Source organism: Streptococcus oralis (assembly GCF_001578705.1).
GTDB lineage: Bacteria > Bacillota > Bacilli > Lactobacillales > Streptococcaceae > Streptococcus > Streptococcus oralis_J.
Genome location: NZ_KQ969037.1, coordinates 236603 through 259976, shown reverse-complemented (window position 1 = coordinate 259976; position 23374 = coordinate 236603). Strand labels below are relative to the sequence as shown.

Below are 23374 nucleotides of genomic sequence, written 5' to 3'. Positions count from 1 at the left end.
ATTTCATTTCTTTAAAAGCCGCTTCTGCATCAGCATTGCTAATAGCACCAAATTGGATTTTTCCGATTTTACCTTGACTGTCAATCAAGTATTCTGTTGGAATACTACGAATTTGGTAGGCTTGAAAAGTAGTTGCTTGCGTATCATATAGAACTGGGATATCCTTATAGCCTTGATCTTGGTACCATTTTGGAAACTCCTCAACTGTTTTTTCACCTTGTAGTCCTGGTGCGACGACACTTAGTATTTCAAAGTCCCGATCGTGTTTGGCAGCTAATTCCATCAGCTCAGGCATGCTTTTTTTACATGGTCCACACCAAGAGGCCCAGAATTTCAAATAGACCTTTTTCCCTTTATAGTCTGATAATTTCACTTCTTTGCCATCCATAGACTGCAAGGTGAAGTCTGGCGCATCCTTTCCTACTGCGATTTGTTGTACAGTAGGTTGTTTGGAACTGCTCGTTTGTTTGGTTTCTTTTTCGCCACAGGCAATCAACAAAAATAAAGACATGAGACTCAATCCCGCAAAAATCATTTTTTTCATCTTTTTCTCCTTTTATCCAAGAATTCCTGACAAGGCATTTAACTGCCCTAGCATTAATAATAATCCCATCAAAATAATCAAAGCTCCCCCAATTTTCTTTAGTAGGATCATATGGGGTTTTAGTTTACTAAAGTAGGGCATAATCCAACCCGAAGCCAAGGCCAAAATGATGAAAGGTAGAGCCATTCCCAATGTGTACACTAAGGTTAGTAATGCTCCTTGCCAAGCACCATTCCCTCCTGAAGCCGCCAGAGCCAAGACCGAACTTAAAACTGGTCCGATACAAGGGGTCCATCCAAAACTAAAGGTTATCCCAAGTAAAAAGGCTGACAAATAGTGATTCGACTTTGATTGTTTGAAGGTGACTGTCTTTTGAACTTCCAGTTTATTGAAATGTAAGATTTCCATCTGGTGAAGGCCCAAAAGGATAATGACTGCTCCCATTACATAACGAAACCAGTCAGCATAGAGCATGTGCCCTAAGAATCCAGCTCCAAATCCCAAAATAAAGAAAATAAGGGAGATTCCAGCAATAAAGCACAAGGTCCGAATTAAGCCCGACCATGCAACGTCTCTTCCGAAAAAGCGAAAGCTTTTCGAATTTCCCTGATCATCCAGTAAAATACCAGCATAGACAGGTATCAAAGGGAAGATGCAAGGTGAAAAGAAGGACAGGATGCCTGCTAAAAAAACGGATACTAGAAATATAATCGACTCCAACGAATTACCTACTTTCACAAAATTCTAATCTTATTTTACTACAAAAGAAAAAATTTGTAAGAAGTCTGCTACGCTTATTTATTTTGACTAAATTTAACACAAAAAAAGGAGCTAAGCTCCTCAGATTGAAGACAAAGTCCTTAGACTACAAATTTCTAAGGGCTTTTCTTTGTGTAAAGTCGCATAATAGAGGTAAGAAAAGTTGTGAGGTGTTCCCTATGTTTCACAAAGAAAATCTAGAATATAACCGCAATCAAGTTGGTTTTTACACGCTAGACAAACTCGTTCCGCAAGCCCATTTTCCTTGTCAGGTTGAGCAAGTGATCGATTTTTCCTTCATCTATGACTTAGTCGCAGATACTTATTCTGAAGATAAAGGTCGTCCTAGTTTAGACCCTGTTATGCTGGTTAAAATCCCTCTCATCCAATGTTTCTACGGTATCCGTTCCATGCTCTTGGTAGCTTTCCACTTGTGCCAGCAAGTCTGCCACTTCTGATAAATCTCTCGTTTTTAACTCTTTGATCGGCTGGGTAAAGGTGTATCTCTCCCCCAAAGCCCTAAAATCAATCACTGTTTTTCTATGCATATCTTAAGTATAGCACAAAAAAGCCAACCTAGAACAGCTAAATCCAGCTTTGTTTACTGATTTCTGTAACGAAAAATTCTCTACGTTACTTTTTTCTACATTGGAGTGCTTTTAACAAGAATTAAACAAAAACAGAGAGAGTCTTGGTTGCTATACCCTCACTCTCTCTGTCTTTTACTGTTCAGAAATTAAAAATTGATTTGAAGTTTTAATGATATTTACCGTTTCTTTGACATCTAAATCATCCGTGTACAGAAAATGATGTTTCTCACTATTTTTAGCTAGGAACTCTTTTCTTGCTTGGATTGATAAATCGCCTGTTCTCTCAATTTCTTTTCGAGAAGAATCTCTATCTTTCAAGGTTTCTTCTTGAGCCATTAGGACACAATATTTTAGCTTAATTTGTTTTTCTTTTAAGAAGGCTGCAATTTTCTTCAGTTGCTCTTCAAATATGACATACTCTATCACGACAGTAATGCCACGATCCAAGAAATTATTGGTCAGACTGATGATATTATCCCAGAATAAATCCATGTAAAATCCATCATCCTCCCAGGGAGCTACGAGACCACTTTTTATCATTAAGTAAATCATATCCCCCTCTATAACTGCACTTTTGTCAAAAGAATAGGCCAACTCTTTGCTGACGGTGCTCTTTCCAACGCCTGGGGGCCCTGAAACGATATAAACACAATTTTCCAACCTTATACCTCTACATACTTGAAATATCTCTAACTTACGATAACTTTCAGCCCACTTATGACTTTCTTATGAAGTCTTCTGGATACTGCGCACGCGCACCCCCGATGAGTTTGGGACGACTAGCTAGAGCCGTTACATGGGCATGGCCAATCTCTCGCAAAACTGGTCGAATCGGAACCTGCACATGCTTAACATGCATGCCAATTGCAGTATCTCCGATATCCAATCCAGCATGGGCCTTGATAAATTCAACCTCAACTGGATCCTGCATAAACTTGAAGGCTGCCAACTGACCTGAACCTCCTGCATGAAGTGTAGGAAGGACACTGACGATTTCAAGACCAAACTGCTCTGCTACCTGACGTTCAACGACGAGGGCTCGATTGACATGTTCACAACCTTGAACAGCTAGATGAATCCCTTTTTTCTCTAGGATATCTAGGATGGTTTTCACAATGATTTCCCCAATTTCTTGGCTGGATTCCTTGCCAATCTGACCACCTATCACCTCACTAGAAGAAAGGCCCAAAACAAAGATAGTTCCTTGCTTCAAATTAGACTTTTCTATTACATCTTCAACAATCTGTCTTGTTGCTCTTTGAATGTCTTTTCCCTTCATACTTGATACCTCTTTTGTCACTATCTATCATATCTTTTTTTACTGATTTTATCAAGGTCAACTAATCATTCTGATTTTTAAAAGTAAAACTCCCAGAATTGACTGGGAGCTAACTTGTTTCTATTTTATTGATGTATATTTCAACCGTCGTCCCTTTTGAAGGTACAGAATCAATCTTCATCTGATAGTTTTCTCCAAAATGAAGTTTGAGGCGTTGGTCGACATTTTGAAGGCCAACTCCCCCACGTTTGAGCTGACTTTGACTACTATCGCCAGCAGCTTGGAAACCAACACCATCATCCTCAATGCGGATGACAAACCCTGTATCCTTTTTCTGAACAGAAACTTTAATATGTCCCTGGCCTTCCTTCTCCTTGATGCCATGGTAAAGAGCATTTTCTACAAGAGGTTGCAACACCAACTTGGGTAAGACTAGGTTATCAAAAGCAGGTTCTTCATCAATCTCATACTCCAGCTTATCTCCGTAGCGTTGTTTCTGGATAAAGAGGTACTGGCGGACATGATTGATTTCATCAGAAAGAGAAATCAAATCCTTTCCTTGATTGAGCGCCAAGCGGAAATAGGTTGCCAAGGACTTGGTCACCTGAACCACTCGCTGACTATCCTGAAACTCAGCCATCCAGATGATAGTGTCTAAAGTATTGTAGAGGAAATGGGGGTTAATCTGACTTGACAAGGCTTGAAGTTCATACTGCCGGGTCGTTTCTTCCTGCCTGCGAACATCTGCCATCAGCTGATCAATCTGATCCAACATGGCATTAAACTGGCGAGTCACTTCTCTCAGTTCATAGGCACCAACTTCCTTGGCACGAAGATTTTGAGCCCCAGAAGCAATTTCCAGCATGGTTTCTCTCAAATCCTTCAAAGGAGCAATCCAGCGTTTGAGACTGAACCACACCAAGCAGAGACAGGCAAGAAGAGATAAGGCACTAGCACCAAGCAAGGTCCACATGAGTTGACTCCGAACCTGGTCTAACTTCTCCAACGAAGACACGCCTATAACCGTCCAATCAGTGCCTGCAATTTGTTCCTGACTAACGTAGGATTGATGGTCCAGCGTATAGCCCTGCCCCGTCTCGATATAGGGTTTCATGGCCTCCATTTCACTCGCTGAGCTATAGACAGTACGTTTAGGATGGTAGACAAATTCATGGTTTTCATTGATGATAAAGGCAAAGCCCTGCTGGCCCAACTGGAGTTGGTTGAGATAGGCTTCCAGAGTTTCGTAGGAAATATCTAATCGAAGCACACCAAGATTGGCTCCCTTTGCATCAACCAGTTCTTGAGTAACAGAAATGACCCATTGACTATCTGATTTACGAGCTGGGGTTAAAACTGGCTTAGCTCCCTGATGAATAGCCTTTTGGTACCAGTCCTCAGCCATCATATCAGATGAAGTTTTCATCTGCACACTATCATCAGTAGAAATAACCTGACCGGATTTGGTTACCAGTACCACCGTTTTCAAGTCCTGGTCTGCCTTTAAGATGGTCAAAAACAGATCTCGGATTCCCTTGACCTTGTCTTGACTGGGATTCTCAGCATAGGCTAGGACATCCTTCTGCTGGGTCAAACTGGTAGAGGTGGTTTCTAATTTTTTGATATAAGACTGAATAAAGTGGCTAGTCTGGTTGATGGTCGTTTGGCTATTGCCCTCAATAGTGGCCTCAATGGCTGATGAACTAGATTGATAGTAGAAAGTCCCAACCAGAGCTAGGAGAATGAGAAAGACCAGAAAGATGGAAATAACCATTCTGACTAAAAGAGAAGAACGCTTCATCGGCCTTCTCCCTTCTTAAACTGACGAGGTGTCACACCTGCAATCTGTTTAAAACGTTGGGTAAAGTAGTTCATATCTTCAAAACCAACCTTTTCGGCTATCTCATAAATCTTTAAATCTGTGGTCAGAAGCAAGAGCTTTGCTTGTTTGACACGCTCTCTCACCAGATAATCCTGAAAAGGCAACCCCAACTCTTTCTTAATCAAGGAGCTCAGATAAGTCGGACTAAAGCCCAAGTCACTGGCCAAAGACTTTAAACTAAACTGACTGTCTGCCAGATGAGACTGGATCTTCTGGGCCATATTTCCTTCAAACTTATCGGTTAATAAATCTTGTAACTGCTCTTCCTTTTCTTCCTTATCTAGTTTTTGCTTGATTTTCCCCAACATTTCCTCTATATCCTGACGAGAAAAGGGCTTGAGCAGGTAATCATCTACACCGAGTTTGACAGCAGACAAGGCATAATCAAAGTCATCGTAGCCAGTCAAAAAAACCAAATGCACCTGAGGATAAGTTTCTCGTACCAGACTGGCCAACTGGATGCCATTCAGCTGAGGCATGTTGATATCGGTTAAAATGATATCTGGCACTTGTTTTTGAATCAAGTCCCAAGCCTGCCTTCCATTTTCAGCCTGACCGATGATTTCCATATCGTAGGCTGCTACATTAACCAGCTTGGTCAATCCTTGTCTTACCAGATATTCATCTTCTACGATTAAGATTGTGTAGGTCATGCTCTGCTCCTTTGTCACTTACTAGTATCAGTATAGCAAAATTCTCCTCTAACTGCTTAGGAAAGACTTCTTAATCGACATAATCTAGTAAATAAGCATAGCCCTTTTCTGCCATTTTGTCTTTGGGAATAAAGCGGATAGAGAGACTATTGATACAGTAGCGTAAGCCCCCCTTGTCCTGAGGCCCATCTGTAAAGACATGGCCAAGGTGAGAATCTCCAACTCGGCTTCTCACTTCCATGCGCGTCATATTGTAGGACTTATCTTCCTTGTAGGTAGCAACATCTGGACTGATTGGTTGGGTGAAACTAGGCCAACCACAACCAGACTCAAACTTGTCCTTTGATGAAAAGAGAGGTTCGCCAGTTGCGACATCCACATAGATACCGGATTCAAATTTATCCCAATAGCAGTTTGAAAAGGCCCGTTCTGTTTGATTTTTCTGGGTAACTACATACTCCTCAGGTGACAAGGTCTTCTTCAATTCCTCATCACTTGGTTTAGGATATTTGCTGGCATCGATGACGGGGTAGGCAGCCTGATTGACATTGATATGACAGTAGCCATTTGGATTTTTCTTTAGGTAGTCTTGGTGATAATCCTCAGCCACCACAAAATTCTTCAAGTTTTCCTTTTCAACTGCCAGAGGTTGATCGTATTTCTTAGCCACCTCATCAAAGACTTGATTAATCACCTCTAAATCCTTGTCATCTGTGTAATAAACACCGGTACGGTACTGGGTCCCCACATCATTTCCTTGTTTATTTTTGCTGGTTGGATTAATGATGCGGAAGTAATGAAGCAGGAGTTCCTTGAGGGAAATTTGATTGGCATCATAGGTGACATGGACAGTCTCTGCATGTCCTGTTTGATTGATCAATTCGTACTTGGTTGTTTCCCCTCTACCGTTTGCATAACCTGAAACGGCATCTGTCACTCCGGGAACGCGTGAGAAGTATTCCTCCACTCCCCAGAAACATCCCCCAGCTAGATAAATTTCGTGCAAGTCTGCGTCTTTGCTCACTTCTGTTTTTTTCACTGTTTTTCCTCCTTGGCTAACTGATGCTTTCTCAATTTGCGAGCTATCTGTCTGCCCTGCATTTCGCGTCAATAGAAAATAGAAACCGGTTATGGCTAGGAGAATGACCCCTGCCAAGACAAAAAGTTTTACTTTATCATTCATAGCCTTTCTCTACCCCATTTCTTTCAATTCTTTTAAAATCATATCCTTATCCATAAAACCTGGTTGCGTTTTGACCAGCTTGCCTTCCTTGTCTATAAAGGCTTGAGTCGGATAAGAACGGACACCATAACTTTCCAAGAGTTTACCTGGTGGATCAATTAAAACTGGAAAATTTTTATAATCCAATCCCTTGTACCAATTCTTAAAGTCCGCTTCAGATTGCTCCCCCTTGTGTCCAGGAGACACCACTGTCAAGACCACATAGTCATCACCAGCTTCTTTAGCAATTTCATCCGTATCTGGAAGGCTGGCTAGACAGATGGAACACCAAGAAGCCCAGAATTTGAGATAGACTTTCTTGCCCTTGTAATCAGACAAACGATAGGTCTTGCCATCTACACCTGTCAGTTCAAAATCAGCGACTTCCTGACCTTTAGTCGCAGTTTGTGAACTAACTTGTTCTGTTTTGGATTGCTCCTTCATAGTAGACTCGTCTGACATGTTTTTAGCCGAACAGGCTGCCAAGCAACAGATTGAGCCTACTCCAAGGAGACATGTTTGCCATTTTTTCATTTCTTTTTCCTCTCTATTCAAATAATGTAGTCAAAATGGAAGCATTTCCCAAAAGCACCAAGATTCCCATCAGGATAATGAGGAAACCACCCACTTTTTTGAGGATTCCGAGGTAAGGATGCAGTTTTCGGAAATGTTTCAAAACATAGCTGGAGGCGAGAGCTAGAACTAAAAATGGTAGCGCCAAACCCAGCGTGTAAACCAACATGAGACCAGCTCCCTGCCAAGCACCTGAGCCACCTGAAGCCGCCAAGGCCAAAACAGACCCCAGAACCGGCCCCACACATGGCGTCCAAGCAAAACTAAAGGTCAACCCCAGTAAAAATGCCTGACTATAGCCGTTACCCTTTTGCCCTTGTCTCTTTAATTGTAGCCTTCTTTCCTTGTAGAGCCCCTGCAAATGTAAGACTTCCATCTGGTGCAAGCCCAAGAGAATGATAATCGCACCCGTCACATACTGAAACCAAGAAGCATACAGCAAATTGCCTAAAAAACCAGCTCCATAGCCCAGTAAGATAAAGATAAAAGAGATCCCCGCTATAAAGGCCAGAGTTCGCAATAAACTAACAACTGAGATTGAAAATTTTTCGCTAGAAGCCTGAGCACCATCTTTGTCATCCAACAAGACCCCTGCATAGACCGGTAACAAGGGTAAAATGCAAGGAGAAAAGAAGGAAAGAATTCCAGCAAGAAAAACACTGATAAAAAAGATTATATTATCCATTGCCTTCCTCCATTCTTTGATTTGATAAGTCTATTATAATTCCTAACTCTAAGAAAAAACAGGGACAATGATAGGGAAAAATAGGAATTTAATCAGTTTATTTAGAAATCTTGCACAAAAAAGTCCCATATGACCTATAATGAAAAGCTACTAATAACCTCATTAAACTCATCAAACGAAATGCCTTTGGTTTTCGGAATTTTAAAAATTTCAAAAACCGTATTTTCATTGCTCTAAATATCAAAAAAGAAAGGACGAAATTTGTCCTTTCTCGATCTTAGCTGACTTCAACTCACTACAGTTGACAAAGAGCTGATTTTTCTGTCTAACTTTTTGGGGGCGGTACAAGCTCCCTTCATTTTTAATAAGTTCCTTCTTCACCTTGACTGGTCAAGATAACAGGTCCATCTTTGGTAATCACGAACTGGTGTTCATATTGGCAAGATAGGCCGCCATCAATAGTCTTATGAGCCCAGCCAGTCTTCATATCTGTATCAATTTCCCAGTCACCAGTATTGATCATGGGTTCAATGGTTAGCACCATTCCTTCACGGAGACGGAGCCCACGACCTGCTATACCGTAGTTAGGAACCATTGGTTCTTCGTGCATAGTTGGACCAACACCATGACCAACCAAATCACGAACGACACCATAACCGCGACTTTCAGCATATTCCTGAATTGCTGCACCGATATCGCCAATACGGTTTCCAACGACGGCTTGCTCAATCCCTATATACATAGCTTCCTTGGTCACGTCCATCAGGTTTTTCACTTCTTCAGACGGTCTACCAACTGCATAAGCCCAACATGAGTCTGCTAGACCGCCAGTATAATTTTGGGTGTATTTTTTCATTTGCTCAACATTATTAAAGTTGAGTTTAGATACATTGAGGTCTGATTTGGCAATAGGGCCTCCCAAAACCATGTCAACCTTGAGTAAATCGCCATCTTTCAAGATGTAATGGCGTGGAAAAGCATGAGCAACTTCGTCGTTGAGAGAGCAACAAGTGGCATAGGGATAATCCATGACTGCGCCATCCACGCCAATCTGTAGAGGAAGGAAATTCTCCTCTTTACAACGGCGACGAACATACTCTTCTACTTCCCACATATCCACGCCTGGCTTAATCAAATCGCGTAAGCCAATATGGATACTCGCTAGGAAATCACCAGCCTTGTCCATAGCTTCGATTTCACGTGCTGATTTTAAAGTTATCATTTTTTCTCCTAGATTCTAATTGATTTTGACTGTAACGTTTGCTTTTGATACAATTTGATGACCATGATAAATATCATAATCAATAATGGCTGAGCGTCTCGTGTGGTGAATAATACGTGCCTGAATCCGCAAAGTATCATCTATCTGAACAGCCTGCAAGAAGTAAATTAGCATCTGCTCGATGATGAGATTGCGTCTACTATTTGTCACCAAATCCTGTGTCATGTGAGTTAAAATTTCAGCAAGAACACCATTTGCTAAAACCCCGTTCTTCTCAAGCATAAAGGGCTCAACTGTAATCACAACTTCGTCGTGATGATAAGACAACTTCTGACCGATTTGCTCTGAAAAAGTCGGCAAGGCTGAAACTTGAGAACGACTCATCTTATCCATAACATCTCGTCTCGTCACAACTCCGAGCAAAGTTTGATTGCTTCTCACGACTGGGACCATCTCAAAGTCTTCTGCAATCATTCGTTGACTGACATTGGCAATATTGGTCGCTAATCCTGTTACGAAAATGCTGCGCGTCATCACCTTATCAATCGTCGTGCTAGGGGATTTGTCCCCTGCGTCACGCATGGTAACAACTCCCACAACCACTTGGTGCTGATTGATGACAGGGAAACGACTACTTCGATTCTTGCGTACCAAGTCTAGATAATCTTTCACTGTGTCCGTTTCTCTTAAGAAACCATACTCATGGCTAGGACGATAGAGCTTTTCAACTGTCAGAATATCGGTTTTGATTTGAACATTTGAGAGAGCTCTGTTGATCATGGTCGCAACTGTAAAAGTATCATGCTTACTTCGTAAAACAGGAATTCCTTTCTGATTAGCAAGTTTCAGTACATCCTCGTGCACATGAAAACCACCCGTCACGAGGACCGCATTTTCATTTTCCAGAGCTAAAAGTTGAATACGAGTACGGTCACCTACGATCAAAAGACCACCATCATTCAGATAGGACAAAATATTCTGCTCGGTCATGGCCCCAATGGAGAATTTGCTAAATTCTCTCTCCAGCCCTTCCTGACCAGCTAAAACTTCAGAGGAGGTGACTTCTGCAATCTCTGCATAGGTCAGTTTTTCAATAGCCACTTTCTGAGATTTGACACGAATGGTTCCACTACGAGGTCGAGTTTCTACAATTCCACGATTTTCAGCTTCTTTAATGGCACGATAAGCCGTCCCATCACTGACACCTAGGTGATTTGAAATACTACGAACGCTGACACGTTTTCCTATTGGTAACTCTTCCAGATAACTTAAGATTTCTTGGTGTTTACTCACTGAATTCTCCTTTAACGTATCGAAATTCAAGGTAGTCTCTCATTTTTCGTGTATAGCGATCGCTCCCCTTAAACTGTCGGAAGAGACTAAAGCCCGATTTTAAGGCTACTTTTTGACTAGCTTGATTCTCCAGATGAGTGATGATGGATAATTGTTTTAAACCAAATTCTTCAAATGAAAGCTGACAAAGCTTACTAACTACTTCTGTCATAAAACCTTGTGACCAAGAATCTTTTTTTAAGAAGTAACCAATTTCTGCTTCTTTTTTGATTTCATCTATTTTTTCAAATTTAATGGAGCCAATCATTTCCTGATTTCCTTGGAGACAAATTGCCCAAACACCTAGAGGATTCTTCATAAAATAGTTAGCAAGTGCGTACTGACTTTCTTCCAAACTTGCTTGACTGGGAAAAATAAACTGCAAATTCTCAGGGTTTGAAGCAATCTCGAAAAACGCTTGACTGTCACTAAAAAAGAAAGGACGCAAATACAAGCGTTCCGTTTCAAAGAAAGAAAACATTGCTAATTTGGTCCAAATATTCATAATCACCTCAACGGCTTAGTCTTCGACGAGTGTAATATCTGCTCCAAGACTACGTAATTTTTCAATAATATCTGAGTAGCCACGAAGGATAAACTCAATATTTGTAATTTCAGTCTGGCCTTGAGCCATCAGTCCAGCAATCACAAGTGCAGCACCAGCTCGCAAGTCTGTAGCTTTCACCTTGGCACCATGTAGAATTCGCCCACCAGTGTAGAAAATATGGTCATTTGTAGTCGCAATATCCGCGTCCATTTTTGCTAACTCAAAGACATGGTTGACACGTTTTTCGTAAATGGTATCAATAATAGTACCACGACCTTGAGCAGTTAGTAAAAGTGGTGTGATTGGCTGTTGCAAATCGGTTGCAAAACCAGGATAAGGAGCAGTTTTAATATTGATGGCCTTCAAATCAGATTGTTCTTCAACGAAGATACTGTCTTCTGAGACCGTCATACGAACGCCCATTTCTTCTAGTTTGGCGATAAAGCCTTCTAAGTGTTCATAGAGGACGTTGTTAATACGGATTCCTTTACCAACCGCTGCAGCAAGTGATATATAGGTTCCGGCTTCAATACGGTCTGGAATGACTTGGTGGCGCGTTCCATGAAGTTTCTCGACACCATCAATAATGATAATATCAGTCCCCGCACCACGAATGTGGGCCCCCATGTTGTTCAAAAGTGTAGCTACATCGATGATTTCTGGTTCACGAGCTGCATTTTCAATGACAGTACGTCCCTTAGCCTTAACAGCCGCAATCATGGTATTAATCGTTGCACCAACACTGACGGTATCCATGTAAATACTTGCGCCGTGAAGTCCCTTACCTTGGGCAGATAAATTCATATTATCTCCCTCATAGCTCACCTTAGCTCCCATGGCTTCGAAGGCTTTTAAGTGAAGGTCAATCGGACGAGGACCAAGATCACATCCGCCAGGAAGTCCAACCGTGGCTTCACCAAAACGACCTAAAAGACTACCATAGAAATAATAAGAAGCACGAAGGCTATTGATCTTGCCGTAAGGCATTGGAATATTCTGAACACCTCTAGGATCAATCTCCAAAACATCATCGTAGCGTTTTACTTTCGCTCCCATGATTTCCATAATTTCTACAAGACTAGCAACGTCTGAAATATCTGGGACACAATCCAAAGTGACAACATCATCTGCCAGTATAATAGCAGGGATTAATGCTACAACACTATTCTTAGCACCGCTAATGGTGATCTCACCTTGCAATGGATGTCCACCATTGATGACAATTTTTCTCATGTTATACTCTTTCAAAATTTACTAAAAAGGTCTTTACATTCTATTATACCATAGTTCTCCTATTTTTCCCATTTCTGTTTAATAAAATTCTCCCTCTTTTTATCTTCTAAAATAGAAAAAAGACCCATCATACAAGCACAAAAGCTTGGTATGATAGGCTTTTAAAAGTTTAGATTAACGTACTGTACGGATACGCATTGTGTTTGTACGAACAGCTTCTCCAAGTGGCACACCTGCAACGATAATCATATCATCACCAGATTCTACCAAACCTTGTTCTACTGCAATCTTTTCGGCAAGTTCGAACATATCATCAGTGTTTGATGGACGTTCAGTTGTTACTGGGATAACACCCCAGTTCAACATCAATCCACGTTGAGTTAATTCATCGAAAGTGATTGCCAAGATATCTGCATCTGGACGGTATTTAGAAATCAAGCGTGCAGTGTGACCAGTCTTAGTAAGGGTAACAATCAACTTGATATTCATTGAGTTAGTTGCATCCTTAACAGCTGATGCCATAACTTCAGTCTTAGAATTACGTGCCAAGTTAACTGATGACAAACGACCGTATTCTTTCAATAGGGTTTGAGCATTCTTGTCAATTGTTGCCATTGTACGAACAGATTCAAGTGGGTATTTACCGTTTGCAGATTCACCTGAAAGCATTGTTGCGTCAGTTCCGTCAATAACAGCGTTAAATACGTCTGATACCTCTGAACGAGTTGCACGTGGTTTTTCAGTCATTGTTTCAAGCATGTTTGTTGCTGTGATAACAACTTTACCAGCTGCGTTAACTTTAGTGATGATCATTTTTTGGTAAACTGGAACCATTTCGAATGGTACTTCGATACCCATGTCACCACGAGCGATCATGATACCGTCAGCAGCTTCGATGATTTCATCCAAGTTGTCGATACCTTGTTGGTTTTCGATTTTCGCAAACAATTGAACATGTCCGTTTCCAGTTTCTTCACAGATTGCACGAACTTCATTCACGTCTTTCGCAGTACGTACAAATGAGATCGCGATGAAGTTGATACCTTGTTCCAAACCGAAACGGATATCATCGTTGTCACGTTCAGCAAGAGCTGGGAAAGGAATTTTAGTGTTAGGGATGTTTACACCTTTTTGTTTAGCGATAATTCCGTCGTTTTCAACTTCTACTTCAAATTCACGAGTTGCATCGTCTTTTGCAACAACACGAAGACCAAGTTTACCATCGTCAACCAATACTTGGCGACCAACCTCAACATCATCGTAGATGTCAAGAGCACCAGCAACGTTCAAAGCAATCACATCGCGAGTTGATTTGATTCCTTGTTTTGTCGCAACGCGGATTTTTTCGCCAGTTTTGTATGAGTACTCTTTTGCTTCACCTTCGAACAATTCTGTACGGATTTCTGGACCTTTAGTGTCAAGAAGGAAACCAACTTTTTTACCAGCGATTTCTTCCGCACGTTTAACAGTTGCCATACGCTCACCTTGTTCTTGGTGGTCACCGTGTGAGAAGTTGAAACGGAAAGTGTTTGCTCCTGCTTCAATCAATTTTGCAATATTTTGAGCTGAAGCTTCAACGTCCAGTTTTTCACCCCAGTATCCGTCTTCACCGAATTTTTTACCACCACGGATTTCTACCGCAGGACCCAAAGTTGCAACGATTTTTACACGTTTGTTCATGATTTTTGTGACTCCTTTATATAATTCGACCTTTTATGGTCATGTTACCAAATTAATGAAAGTTGATTAGGACAAGCTCTTGTTCAAAGCAGAAAGTTCAATATCAGCTTTATGAGGGTTGTTAACAACGATCTTACCATCAGCTGTTAAGCTAAACAATGCTCCCTCTTCTGCTGTACCAAGAATTGGATTCTCAACCATTTTTTCGTTACGGATACCAACAGCGACACCACCGATTCCTTGTTTGAGGAGTTTAACAGCGTGTGCACCCATACGTGATGCCAATACACGGTCACGAGCGGTTGGTGATCCACCACGTTGGATGTGACCAAGTTCTGTTACACGAAGGTCGCTTGTGTCTCCTGCTTCTTTTAGTTTTTGACCAAATTCAGCTGCTGACATGACACCTTCTGCCAAAACGATAATGTTGTGTTTCTTACCGTGTTCATAACCAGCTTTGATGCTAGCTACGATTTCTTCCATGTTGAAGCCTTCTTCAGGAATAATGATTTCATCGGCACCAGTAGCAATACCTGCCCAAAGTGCGATATCACCAGCGTTACGTCCCATTACTTCTACAACGAAAGTACGACGGTGACTTGATGATGTATCACGAATCTTATCAATCGCATCCATTGCAGTAGTAACTGCAGTATCAAATCCAATTGTGAAATCAGTACCTACGATATCATTATCAATTGTACCAGGCAGACCGATAGCTGGGAATCCATGCTCAGTCAAGCGCATAGCTCCGTGATAAGAACCGTCACCACCGATTACAACAACACCTTCGATCCCGTGTTTTTTCAACTGCTCAATCCCTTTAAGTTGACCTTCAAGTTGTGCAAACTCAGGGTAACGAGCAGAGTGAAGGAAAGTACCACCACGTGAAATGATGTCTCCAACTGAAGCAGCATCAAGTGGATAGATTTCACCGGCAACCATCCCTGCGTATCCATCATAGATACCAAAGACTTCCATTCCTTCTGAGATTGCTTGACGAACTACTGCACGGATAGCAGCGTTCATACCAGGGGCGTCCCCACCACTAGTCAAAACAGCAATACGTTTCATTTGGTTTTGCTCCTTTTTCTTTTAACATTCCTATTGATTATACCACATTTCATTTGAAAATTCTTCTATTTTTCGTATTTTTAGCGATAAATCGTTTTCATAGCAATTCCCTCTAATTTTTCCTGTAGAGCAGAATCTTTTCTTACAAAATGTTGTGTAGAAACAACCGTTTTTTGTTCCTCTTCATACCTGATAATGACAGGGATTGGGCCTTTGTATTGTTCTAGGATATTTGAAATCTCTTTATCGTTGTCGTGATTTTTAACTTGAATCCAGAATCGTTCAGCGACTGCTTCTTTCAAATCTTGTGCAATCATTTGCAGACGACCATCTCGAGATTGAATCTTCCCATTGATATAGTAAAATTTCCCTTCGGATAGGATGGGGGCGAATTTTCGATACTGATCCGAAAATACAGTCACATCCATCCGAGACTTACTATCATGAACCTGTAGAAAGGCCATATTCTCGCCTTTCTTGGTTCGAATCACTTTAATCTTTTGAACTTCAACTAGGAGAGTGGCTTGAGCTCCCTCGGTTAGATTAGTGATTGGCGTCGTCGGATATAGGGCTTGTTTGGCAAGAGTTTGGAGAGGATGGGCACTAATACCTACCCCGATCAGTTCCTGCTCCTTGTAAAATTTTTCTGCCTCTGTAAAATCATCAGCTTCAGTCCAACTATAGTTTGCATCTGCAAAGAGTCCTCCTAACTCCTCAACAAAGACAAATAGGTTGGGCAGATTCACTAGGATTTTCTGGCGGTTCTTGTCAAATTCATCAAAGAGTCCCAGTTCAACCAAAGGAGTCAAAAGCGATAGTTTCTTGTAATTTTTAGGAAGACGTGTGACGAAATCTTCGATACTTGAGAAAGGACGGTTTTCAATAATCCAGTAAGAAAAATCTCTTGGAAGCCCCTTAATGGCTTTCAAACCAAGATAGATTTTCTTCTGAGCAATTTTATCATGATAGGGAATGCTGTTTATTGCTAAAGGCGCTACTTCAAAGCCCATCTGCAATGCATCTACAATGTAATCACTGCTTGAATAATTCAACATGACTTGGAAGAAAATAGCAGGATAATGGGTTTTAAAATAAGCGAGCTGGAAAGCCAGGGCTGAGTAGGCGTAGGCGTGGGATCTGTTAAATCCATAGCCCGCAAACTTTTCCATCACTGCAAAAACTTGATTGGCTTTTTCTTCAGAATACCCCAATTTCATAGCTCCAGAGATAAAATCTTCCTTCATCAAATGCATCTCTTTAGCATTTTTCTTACCCATGGCTCGTCTGAGAATGTCGGCTTTACCAAGGCTGAAGCCTCCAAAGCGCTGAGCCACCTGCATAACTTGCTCTTGGTAAAGCATAATACCGTAGGTTGATGACAGGATGTCCTCCAAGGCAGAATCCAGCACCGTCACCTTTTCTTTGCCGTGCTTACGAGCGACAAAGTTATCAATATAATCGCTTGCCCCTGGTCTGTTGAGCGAGGTCGTTGCTACTACCTCTTCAAAGACTTGCGGCTGAACTCGTTTCAAGAGTCGAATGGCGCCAGGTTGTTCAAATTGGAAAATCCCCTTGGTATTTCCAGCAGCAAAGAGGGCCAGAGTTTCCTTGTCTTCCAAATCAATCTCTTCGATTTTCAGATGAACACCCTCTGACTCAGCCAGTAATTCCTGCATTTTTTGGACAAAAGTTAAGTTACGCAGACCTAGGAAATCCATTTTTAGAAGTCCATTGGCTTCAACTCCATGAGCATCATACTGGGTGATCAGCATATCCTCACCGTATTTGAGCGGAATATAGTCCGTCAGGTCTTGGTCACTCATAACGACTCCAGCCGCATGGATAGAGGTCTGACGAGGATATCCTTCAATCTTCCGAGCAATCTCAAAAGCTTTTTGATATTCAATCTTACTATTGATGACCTGCCTAAACTGTAAATTCTTTTCATAGGCCGTGGTTAGCGTATCTCGGAAACTAATTTTTTTCGTAATATTTGTTAATTCGTACTCTGGGACACCATAACGTTTGAAAACATCACGAATTGCTTGTTTTGCCCCAAAGGTCGAATAAGTGACAATCTGCGCCACGTGTTGACTACCATAGCGATCACGAACATAACGAATGAATTCTGGCCTATAAAGGTCTGGGATGTCGATATCGATATCAGGCATAGTGTAGCGCTCACGATTTAAAAAGCGCTCGAAAATCAGGTTCTTTTCAACCGGATCAATTCCTGTGATGTCAAGTGAGTAGGCCACCAAGCTACCCACAGCAGAACCACGCCCCATCCCCATATAATAGCCTTGGGAACGTCCAAAACGGAGCAAATCCCAAACTACAAGGAAATAGTCGTCAAATCCCATATCATGAATCACAGCTAATTCTTCATTTAGTCGCTCACGATAGAGAGCTGAGGTTAGCCCCTTGTCACTCAAGCCTTGTTCAGCCCTCTCTCGAAGTTCTTCGACTGCTGGTCTTTCAGGATTAAAGCGAGGAAGTTTTAAACTTGGGTCGATTTGATAGCTAACATTCTCTATCACACCTTGAAGATTGGCAAGCGCCTGAGGGAAGCGATTTTTAAATCGAGCTTCTAAGTCTGAGGCTGGTAGAAAGATCCCTTGTTGTGAATGCACATCCACTTCTCTTAGGCTGACATTATCCTTGACTGCTGACAAGATTTGTAAAACCTGTAGGTCTTCTTTTTCAAAAGAATTGACTTGATACAGTGGAAGAATGGGTCTGGTAAAAACTTCTTGAGGAGTATCTGGACTAACACCGATATAATAATCATGCCCCAAATCCAATTGTTCGATTTCAGCAAAATAAGGAACAATAATGGCAACATCTTCGAGGTGGCTGGTGAAGTTAGACCAATTTTTCCGTCCAGTCATTTTTAAAGTGGATAACTTCATCAACTCTTGATAACCTTTAGTGGATAGGGCTAGAAAACGAAGAGAAATATTGTACTCATCTTTGACCAAGGTCATTTCTAGACCAATTAAAGGTTGAATGCCATGCTTACGAGTTGCTTCTAGAAAATGATAGGCTCCATAGAGATTATCCACATCCATGATAGCAAGGTGAGAATAGCCATAATCTTTAGCTGTATGTACATATTTTTCAATCGAAACCACACTTTCCATAAAACTGTAAACAGTCTTGGTATCGAGCTGTGCAATCATTCCATCTCCTCCTTGCTTTAAATATAGTACTATTATACCATTTTAAAAACTAGAATGAAAAGCTAGAGACCATTCCTTTTAAAGTGACTTCATCACAGGTCAACAATATCTTTTTTACCTTATTTTTGATATACTGAATTTAGAATATTTTCAAAGGAGAGCCCCATGCGTTTTAATCAATTCAGCTACCTTCACGTTTCTCATTCGCAAGTTTTGCGCGAGTTATCTCAGCTTGGTTTGAAGCTGGTACCAGAACAAGCATCAAAAAAACAACTTGAACAATTTGTCCGCTGGAATTTTTTCACTTATACCAATACCGATTATGCTCTATCCACTTTGGCTGCGGATAAAGAAACGGATTTATTGAGCTTCTTTCAGTCCGATAAAGAGTTGACTGCTGATATTTTCTATACTGTAGTTTTTCAACTTTTAGGATTTAGCTATCTGGTTGACTTTGAGGATGCTGAACAATTCCGTAAAGAAACTGGATTTCCTATTGTTTATGGAGATCTCATTGAAAATCTTTATCAATTGCTCAATACGAGAACGAAAAAAGGAAATACGCTCATCGACCAACTTGTTAGTGATGGTCTTATTGCAGAAGATAATCACTACCACTACTTTAACGGTAAAAGCTTAGCAACCTTCTCTACTCATAATGTCATTCGTGAAGTCGTGTATGTCGAGAGTCGTGTGGATACTGATAAAGACGGACTCCCTGATTTAGTCAAGGTCAGCATTATTCGCCCTTGTTATGATGGACAAGTTCCTGCTCTTATGACTGCAAGCCCTTATCACCAAGGGACCAACGACAAAGCCAGCGACAAGGCTCTCTACAAAATGGAGGGAGAGCTTGAGGTCAAACCACCCCACACCATCGAGCTTGAGGAACCTAAGCTGAATTTTGTCGAGCCTCATGGTCAAGCAGAAGTCGTCTCAGAAGCTGAAGAGAAGCTAACTCATATCAATAGTTCATACACTCTCAACGACTACTTCCTTCCAAGAGGATTTGCCAATCTCTATGTATCGGGTGTTGGTACCAAGGATTCCCAAGGTCTCATGACCAATGGAGACTACCAGCAGATTGAAGCTTATAAAAATGTCATTGATTGGCTCAATGGTCGTTGTCGTGCTTTCACGGATCACACGCGCAAGCGCCAAGTCAAGGCTGACTGGTCAAATGGAAAAGTCGCAACAACAGGAATTTCCTATCTGGGAACCATGTCTAATGGTCTTGCGACAACTGGTGTTGATGGCTTAGAAGTGATTATCGCTGAAGCAGGTATTTCCTCTTGGTATAACTACTATCGTGAAAATGGTCTGGTGACTAGCCCTGGTGGTTATCCAGGTGAGGATTTTGACTCACTTGCTGAGCTTACCTACTCCCGCAATCTCCTAGCTGGTGACTATATTCGTGCTAATGAAGCTCACCAAGCAGACTTAGAGAAGGTAAAAGAGCAACTGGATCGCAAGACTGGTGACTACAATCAGTTTTGGCATGACCGCAACTATCTGCTCAATGCTCACAAGGTTCAAGCTGAGGTCGTCTTTACGCATGGTTCCCAGGATTGGAACGTCAAACCTCTTCATGTTTACCAGATGTTTCATGCTCTTCCTGACAATATTCTCAAGCACCTCTTTTTCCATCATGGTGCCCATGTCTATATGAACAACTGGCAGTCAATTGACTTCCGCGAATCCATGAATGCCCTCTTAAGCAAGAAATTGTTAGGACTTACAACAGACTATCAACTTCCTACTGTCATCTGGCAAGATAATACTGAGCCTCAAACATGGCATAGTCTCGATGACTTTGGCAAGCAAGATGAACTGCATACCTTCTCTCTTGGAACTGAAGAAAAGGTGATTCAAAACCAGTATGATCAAAAAGATTTTGATCGTTATGGTAAGACTTACCAGACTTTCAATACAGAACTTTACCAAGGAAAAGCCAATCAGATCACCATTGATCTTCCAGTAACTCAAGATATTCACTTAAATGGTCGAGTGGAGCTGAAACTTCGTGTCAAATCAAGTACAAACAAGGGCTTATTGTCTGCTCAACTGCTAGAACTTGGACAAAAGAAATATCTACAACCTTATCCAGCTGTTTTAAGTGCTAGAACCATTGACAACGGTCGCTACCACATGCTTGAAAATCTCTTGGAACTACCTTTCACTCCAAGCGCCCAACGTGTCATCACCAAAGGCTACCTTAATTTACAAAATCGAAATGATTTACTAACTGTTGAGAGCATAGAAGCTGAAAAATGGATGGAAATCCAATTTGCCCTACAACCTACGATTTACAAGCTGAAAAAAGGTGACACACTTCGCCTTGTTCTCTATACTACCGACTTTGAAATCACTGTCCGTGATAATACAGACTATCACTTAACAGTCGATCTCACACAATCCTCCATCACCATCCCCTCATAAAAGGAGTCAGCCTCATATGAATAAATCTGAACATAGACACCAACTCATCCGTGCACTTGTAGCTAAAAATAAGATTCATACACAGGCAGAGTTGCAAGCTTTACTAGCTGAAAACGACATCCAAGTCACACAGGCTACTCTCTCACGCGATATCAAGACTATGAACCTTTCAAAGGTTCGCGAAGCAGATCATTCTTACTATGTTTTAAATACTGGTTCCATCTCCAAATGGGAAAAACGCTTAGAAAACTATATGGAAGATGGCTTGGTCATGCTACGTCCTGTCCAGCATCAGGTTGTCCTCAAAACCTTGCCAGGCCTTGCCCAATCGTTTGGAGCTGTTCTCGATGCTCTCAATTTTAAACAAATCATTGCCACCGTATGTGGTGATGATGTCTGCCTTCTTATCTGTGAAAACGCTGAGGAAGCACAGACTTGCTTTGAAATTCTTAAAAAATTTGCGCCACCTTTTTTCTTCAATGACTAAAAAATCCCCCGTGATAAATACGATCACGGGGTTCTGTTTTATCAATGTTGATAGGCTATTTTTCTTCTTTATCAGCCTTCTCATTGCCTTTTTTTTCTCGTGCTAATCTAATAGCACGTTTGGGATTGAGACGATTAAACAATTCTTCTAGTTTCTTTTCATTCCATACATCTGCTGCAGAAACAAAATTTCCATCTGCATCTCGGAATGATATCGGTTTATCTCCCATATCAATCTCCTAGTCTACAAATTCAAACTCAAATTTACCGATTCGGACCAAGTCGCCATCCTTAGCTCCACGCGCACGAAGGGCTTCGTCAACCCCCATACCACGAAGCTGACGGGCAAACTTCATGACAGACTCATCACGGTCAAAGTTGGTCATGTTAAAGAGTTTCATGAGTTTTTCACCAGAAAGTACCCATGTCGCATCATCATCACGACTAATCTCAAAGGCTTTTTCTTCCTCGTCAAAGCCATAGTAAGCTTCTTCTTCCATATCAGACTCGTCATAGAGCAAGAACTCAGGAGTCTTATCCAACAATTCAGCTGTCGCATCCAAAAGGGGTGCCAAACCTTGCTTAGTCAAACCAGAAATAGGGAAGATGGCTGGTAGTTCTTCAAACTCATCGTAGTTTGCTGCCAATTTCTTCTTGAAGGCTTCCAGATTTTCCTGACTTTCAGGCATGTCCATCTTGTTGGCAACGATGATCTGTGGACGTTCCATAAGACGAAGATTGTAGGATTCCAATTCTTTATTGATAGCTAGGTAGTCCTCGTAAGGATCACGTCCTTCGCTAGCCGACATATCGATGACGTGGAGGATAACTCGAGTGCGTTCGATATGACGGAGAAACTGGGTTCCAAGACCAACACCTTGACTGGCCCCTTCAATCAAACCTGGAAGGTCTGCTACTGCAAAAGATTCACCTGACTGTGTACGGACCATCCCTAGATTAGGGACAATAGTCGTAAAGTGGTAGGCACCAATCTTTGGTTTGGCTGAAGTAATGACACTAAGCAAAGTTGACTTTCCGACAGATGGGAAACCGACCAAGCCAACATCCGCCAAGATTTTCAGTTCCAGTTGCAACTCACGTTCTTGACCTGGTTCTCCATTCTCAGAGATTTCAGGTGCAGGATTTTTTGGTGTCGCAAAACGGATGTTTCCTCGGCCACCTCGACCGCCATGAGCCACGATAAATTCTTGACCATGTTCAATCAAGTCTGTAATCACTTTTCCTGTCTCAGCGTCACGTACAGTTGTTCCTTGTGGTACACGAACACGAAGGTCTTCTGCACCACGTCCATGCATTCCTTTGGTCATCCCTTTTTCACCGGATTCGGCCTTAAAATGACGGTTATAGCGGAAATCCATCAAGGTACGCAAGCCTTCGTCTACAACGAAAACAACGTTACCACCACGTCCGCCATCGCCACCCCAAGGACCGCCATTCGGGACATACTTTTCACGGCGAAAGGCAACCATACCATCGCCACCATTACCAGCCTTGACCTTGATCTTGGCTGTATCTAAAAACATACTCATATTTTCTTCTCACTTTAAAAAGGACTGGAAAATCCAGTCATTAGTTATTGTTTCTATCTTAGCAACTTGCTTAGAATCTGCTAAAAGCTCCAAGCGCTGTCGCAAAGATACCAGCAAGGGTTACAAACAACATAATTAGCACGACAAAAAGCGTTACTTTTTCAAACATTGTTTTTTTACGTTTTCCATTATCTCCAAAAGCCATCTGGACTCCTTTTTATTTCTCTTTGTTCTATTCTGATTCTCTTTTAATATTCGCTAGAAACAGGTGCAATTACCCATAAAATCAAGTAAGCAAGTACCCCTGCCCCATAACAAAAGGCAAGAACGCCCCAAATCACACGTACAATGGTAGGGTCAATATCAAAATAGTGGGCTACACCTGCGCAAACGCCTCCAATTTTTTGATCTCTACCACTTCTCATAAATTTTTTTGCCATAT

Annotated in this window: 22 protein-coding genes and 2 pseudogenes; 4 read left to right on the top strand and 20 right to left on the bottom strand. The window is 41.5% G+C overall.

The features are described from left to right. Together sdbB and ccdA2 (SORDD05_RS01255) are read right to left on the bottom strand one after the other, a co-directional pair. On the bottom strand, nucleotides 1-544 hold a 544-nt coding region (gene sdbB / locus SORDD05_RS01260), incomplete at its 3' end, for a TlpA family protein disulfide reductase (RefSeq protein ID WP_081102439.1). 12 nt (nucleotides 545-556) lie between these two features. Beyond that, nucleotides 557-1264, bottom strand: a complete 708-nt coding sequence (gene ccdA2 / locus SORDD05_RS01255) for a thiol-disulfide oxidoreductase-associated membrane protein CcdA2 (protein ID WP_061416747.1) — start codon at nucleotides 1262-1264, stop codon at nucleotides 557-559. A gap of 218 nt (nucleotides 1265-1482) precedes the next feature. On the opposite strand from ccdA2 (SORDD05_RS01255), the pseudogene SORDD05_RS01250 reads away from it, so the two are divergent. After that, nucleotides 1483-1716, top strand: a pseudogene (locus tag SORDD05_RS01250) (transposase); the annotation flags it as partial. Between the two features lie 309 nt (nucleotides 1717-2025). Here SORDD05_RS01250 and SORDD05_RS01245 read toward each other — a convergent pair. The 7 genes from SORDD05_RS01245 to ccdA2 (SORDD05_RS01215) all read right to left on the bottom strand — a co-directional run bounded on the left by SORDD05_RS01245 (nucleotide 2026) and on the right by ccdA2 (SORDD05_RS01215) (nucleotide 8187). Continuing rightward, entirely contained in the window at nucleotides 2026-2553 is a 528-nt protein-coding gene (locus SORDD05_RS01245; RefSeq protein WP_061416745.1) for an AAA family ATPase, read from the bottom strand. Nucleotides 2554-2608: 55 nt separating this feature from the next. After that, nucleotides 2609-3172, bottom strand: coding sequence for a TIGR01440 family protein (locus SORDD05_RS01240; RefSeq protein WP_061416744.1), 564 nt, complete (start codon nucleotides 3170-3172; stop codon nucleotides 2609-2611). Nucleotides 3173-3281: 109 nt separating this feature from the next. Next, nucleotides 3282-4973, bottom strand: a complete 1692-nt coding sequence (locus SORDD05_RS01235) for a cache domain-containing sensor histidine kinase (protein ID WP_061416743.1) — start codon at nucleotides 4971-4973, stop codon at nucleotides 3282-3284. Then, entirely contained in the window at nucleotides 4970-5707 is a 738-nt protein-coding gene (locus SORDD05_RS01230; protein ID WP_049539829.1) for a response regulator transcription factor, read from the bottom strand. The genes SORDD05_RS01235 and SORDD05_RS01230 overlap by 4 nt, the downstream gene beginning before the upstream one ends. A 70-nt stretch (nucleotides 5708-5777) precedes the next feature. After that, entirely contained in the window at nucleotides 5778-6890 is a 1113-nt protein-coding gene (gene msrB, locus SORDD05_RS01225) for a peptide-methionine (R)-S-oxide reductase MsrB (protein WP_061416742.1), read from the bottom strand. Nucleotides 6891-6899: 9 nt separating this feature from the next. Beyond that, entirely contained in the window at nucleotides 6900-7463 is a 564-nt protein-coding gene (locus SORDD05_RS01220; RefSeq protein WP_061416741.1) for a redoxin family protein, read from the bottom strand. A gap of 13 nt (nucleotides 7464-7476) precedes the next feature. Beyond that, nucleotides 7477-8187 (bottom strand): thiol-disulfide oxidoreductase-associated membrane protein CcdA2, encoded by a 711-nt coding sequence (ccdA2, locus tag SORDD05_RS01215; protein ID WP_061416740.1) that lies wholly within the window; start codon nucleotides 8185-8187, stop codon nucleotides 7477-7479. A 143-nt stretch (nucleotides 8188-8330) separates the two neighbouring features. On the opposite strand from ccdA2 (SORDD05_RS01215), the pseudogene SORDD05_RS09995 reads away from it, so the two are divergent. Then, nucleotides 8331-8468 (top strand): annotated as a pseudogene (locus SORDD05_RS09995) (transposase); the annotation flags it as partial. A gap of 80 nt (nucleotides 8469-8548) precedes the next feature. On the opposite strand, the gene SORDD05_RS01210 reads toward SORDD05_RS09995, so the two are convergent. The 7 genes from SORDD05_RS01210 to SORDD05_RS01180 form a co-directional block, all read right to left on the bottom strand. After that, a complete protein-coding gene (locus SORDD05_RS01210; protein ID WP_061416739.1) occupies nucleotides 8549-9409 on the bottom strand; it encodes a methionyl aminopeptidase in 861 nt (286 codons plus the stop codon). A 15-nt stretch (nucleotides 9410-9424) separates the two neighbouring features. Beyond that, nucleotides 9425-10702 carry a CBS-HotDog domain-containing transcription factor SpxR gene (gene spxR / locus SORDD05_RS01205; protein ID WP_061416737.1) on the bottom strand — a complete coding sequence of 426 codons (1278 nt, stop codon included), beginning with the start codon at nucleotides 10700-10702 and terminating at the stop codon, nucleotides 9425-9427. Further along, nucleotides 10695-11246 carry a GNAT family N-acetyltransferase gene (locus SORDD05_RS01200; protein ID WP_061416735.1) on the bottom strand — a complete coding sequence of 184 codons (552 nt, stop codon included), beginning with the start codon at nucleotides 11244-11246 and terminating at the stop codon, nucleotides 10695-10697. Before SORDD05_RS01200 ends, spxR begins: the two co-directional genes overlap by 8 nt. Before the next feature lie 15 nt (nucleotides 11247-11261). After that, entirely contained in the window at nucleotides 11262-12521 is a 1260-nt protein-coding gene (locus tag SORDD05_RS01195) for a UDP-N-acetylglucosamine 1-carboxyvinyltransferase (RefSeq protein ID WP_061416732.1), read from the bottom strand. A 174-nt stretch (nucleotides 12522-12695) separates the two neighbouring features. Next, nucleotides 12696-14201, bottom strand: coding sequence for a pyruvate kinase (gene pyk, locus SORDD05_RS01190; RefSeq protein WP_061416730.1), 1506 nt, complete (start codon nucleotides 14199-14201; stop codon nucleotides 12696-12698). Nucleotides 14202-14267: 66 nt separating this feature from the next. Beyond that, the gene (pfkA, locus tag SORDD05_RS01185) at nucleotides 14268-15275 is read right to left on the bottom strand and encodes a 6-phosphofructokinase (protein ID WP_061416729.1); all 1008 of its coding nucleotides are present in this window, start codon (nucleotides 15273-15275) and stop codon (nucleotides 14268-14270) included. A gap of 80 nt (nucleotides 15276-15355) precedes the next feature. Continuing rightward, complete coding sequence (locus tag SORDD05_RS01180) at nucleotides 15356-18457, bottom strand: DNA polymerase III subunit alpha (protein ID WP_061416728.1); 3102 nt, start codon at nucleotides 18455-18457, stop codon at nucleotides 15356-15358. Nucleotides 18458-18622: 165 nt separating this feature from the next. Here SORDD05_RS01180 and SORDD05_RS01175 point away from each other — a divergent pair, with 165 nt between their 5' ends. Together SORDD05_RS01175 and SORDD05_RS01170 are read left to right on the top strand one after the other, a co-directional pair. Continuing rightward, complete coding sequence (locus SORDD05_RS01175) at nucleotides 18623-20896, top strand: Xaa-Pro dipeptidyl-peptidase (RefSeq protein ID WP_061416727.1); 2274 nt, start codon at nucleotides 18623-18625, stop codon at nucleotides 20894-20896. Nucleotides 20897-20912: 16 nt separating this feature from the next. Continuing rightward, complete coding sequence (locus tag SORDD05_RS01170) at nucleotides 20913-21383, top strand: arginine repressor (RefSeq protein ID WP_001043006.1); 471 nt, start codon at nucleotides 20913-20915, stop codon at nucleotides 21381-21383. Between the two features lie 55 nt (nucleotides 21384-21438). Here the strand turns inward: SORDD05_RS01170 and SORDD05_RS09990 are convergent, their stop codons facing one another. The 4 genes from SORDD05_RS09990 to SORDD05_RS01150 form a co-directional block, all read right to left on the bottom strand. Continuing rightward, on the bottom strand, nucleotides 21439-21612 hold the full coding sequence (locus SORDD05_RS09990; protein WP_061416725.1) for a hypothetical protein: 174 nt from the start codon (nucleotides 21610-21612) through the stop codon (nucleotides 21439-21441). 9 nt (nucleotides 21613-21621) lie between these two features. Next, nucleotides 21622-22932 carry a GTPase ObgE gene (gene obgE / locus SORDD05_RS01160; RefSeq protein ID WP_061416723.1) on the bottom strand — a complete coding sequence of 437 codons (1311 nt, stop codon included), beginning with the start codon at nucleotides 22930-22932 and terminating at the stop codon, nucleotides 21622-21624. Between the two features lie 70 nt (nucleotides 22933-23002). After that, nucleotides 23003-23137 (bottom strand): DUF4044 domain-containing protein, encoded by a 135-nt coding sequence (locus SORDD05_RS01155; RefSeq protein WP_000863854.1) that lies wholly within the window; start codon nucleotides 23135-23137, stop codon nucleotides 23003-23005. Nucleotides 23138-23180: 43 nt separating this feature from the next. Further along, nucleotides 23181-23372: a PspC domain-containing protein gene (locus tag SORDD05_RS01150; RefSeq protein ID WP_001074503.1), complete on the bottom strand. Its 192-nt coding sequence runs from the start codon at nucleotides 23370-23372 to the stop codon at nucleotides 23181-23183. Nucleotides 23373-23374: the final 2 nt, after the last annotated feature.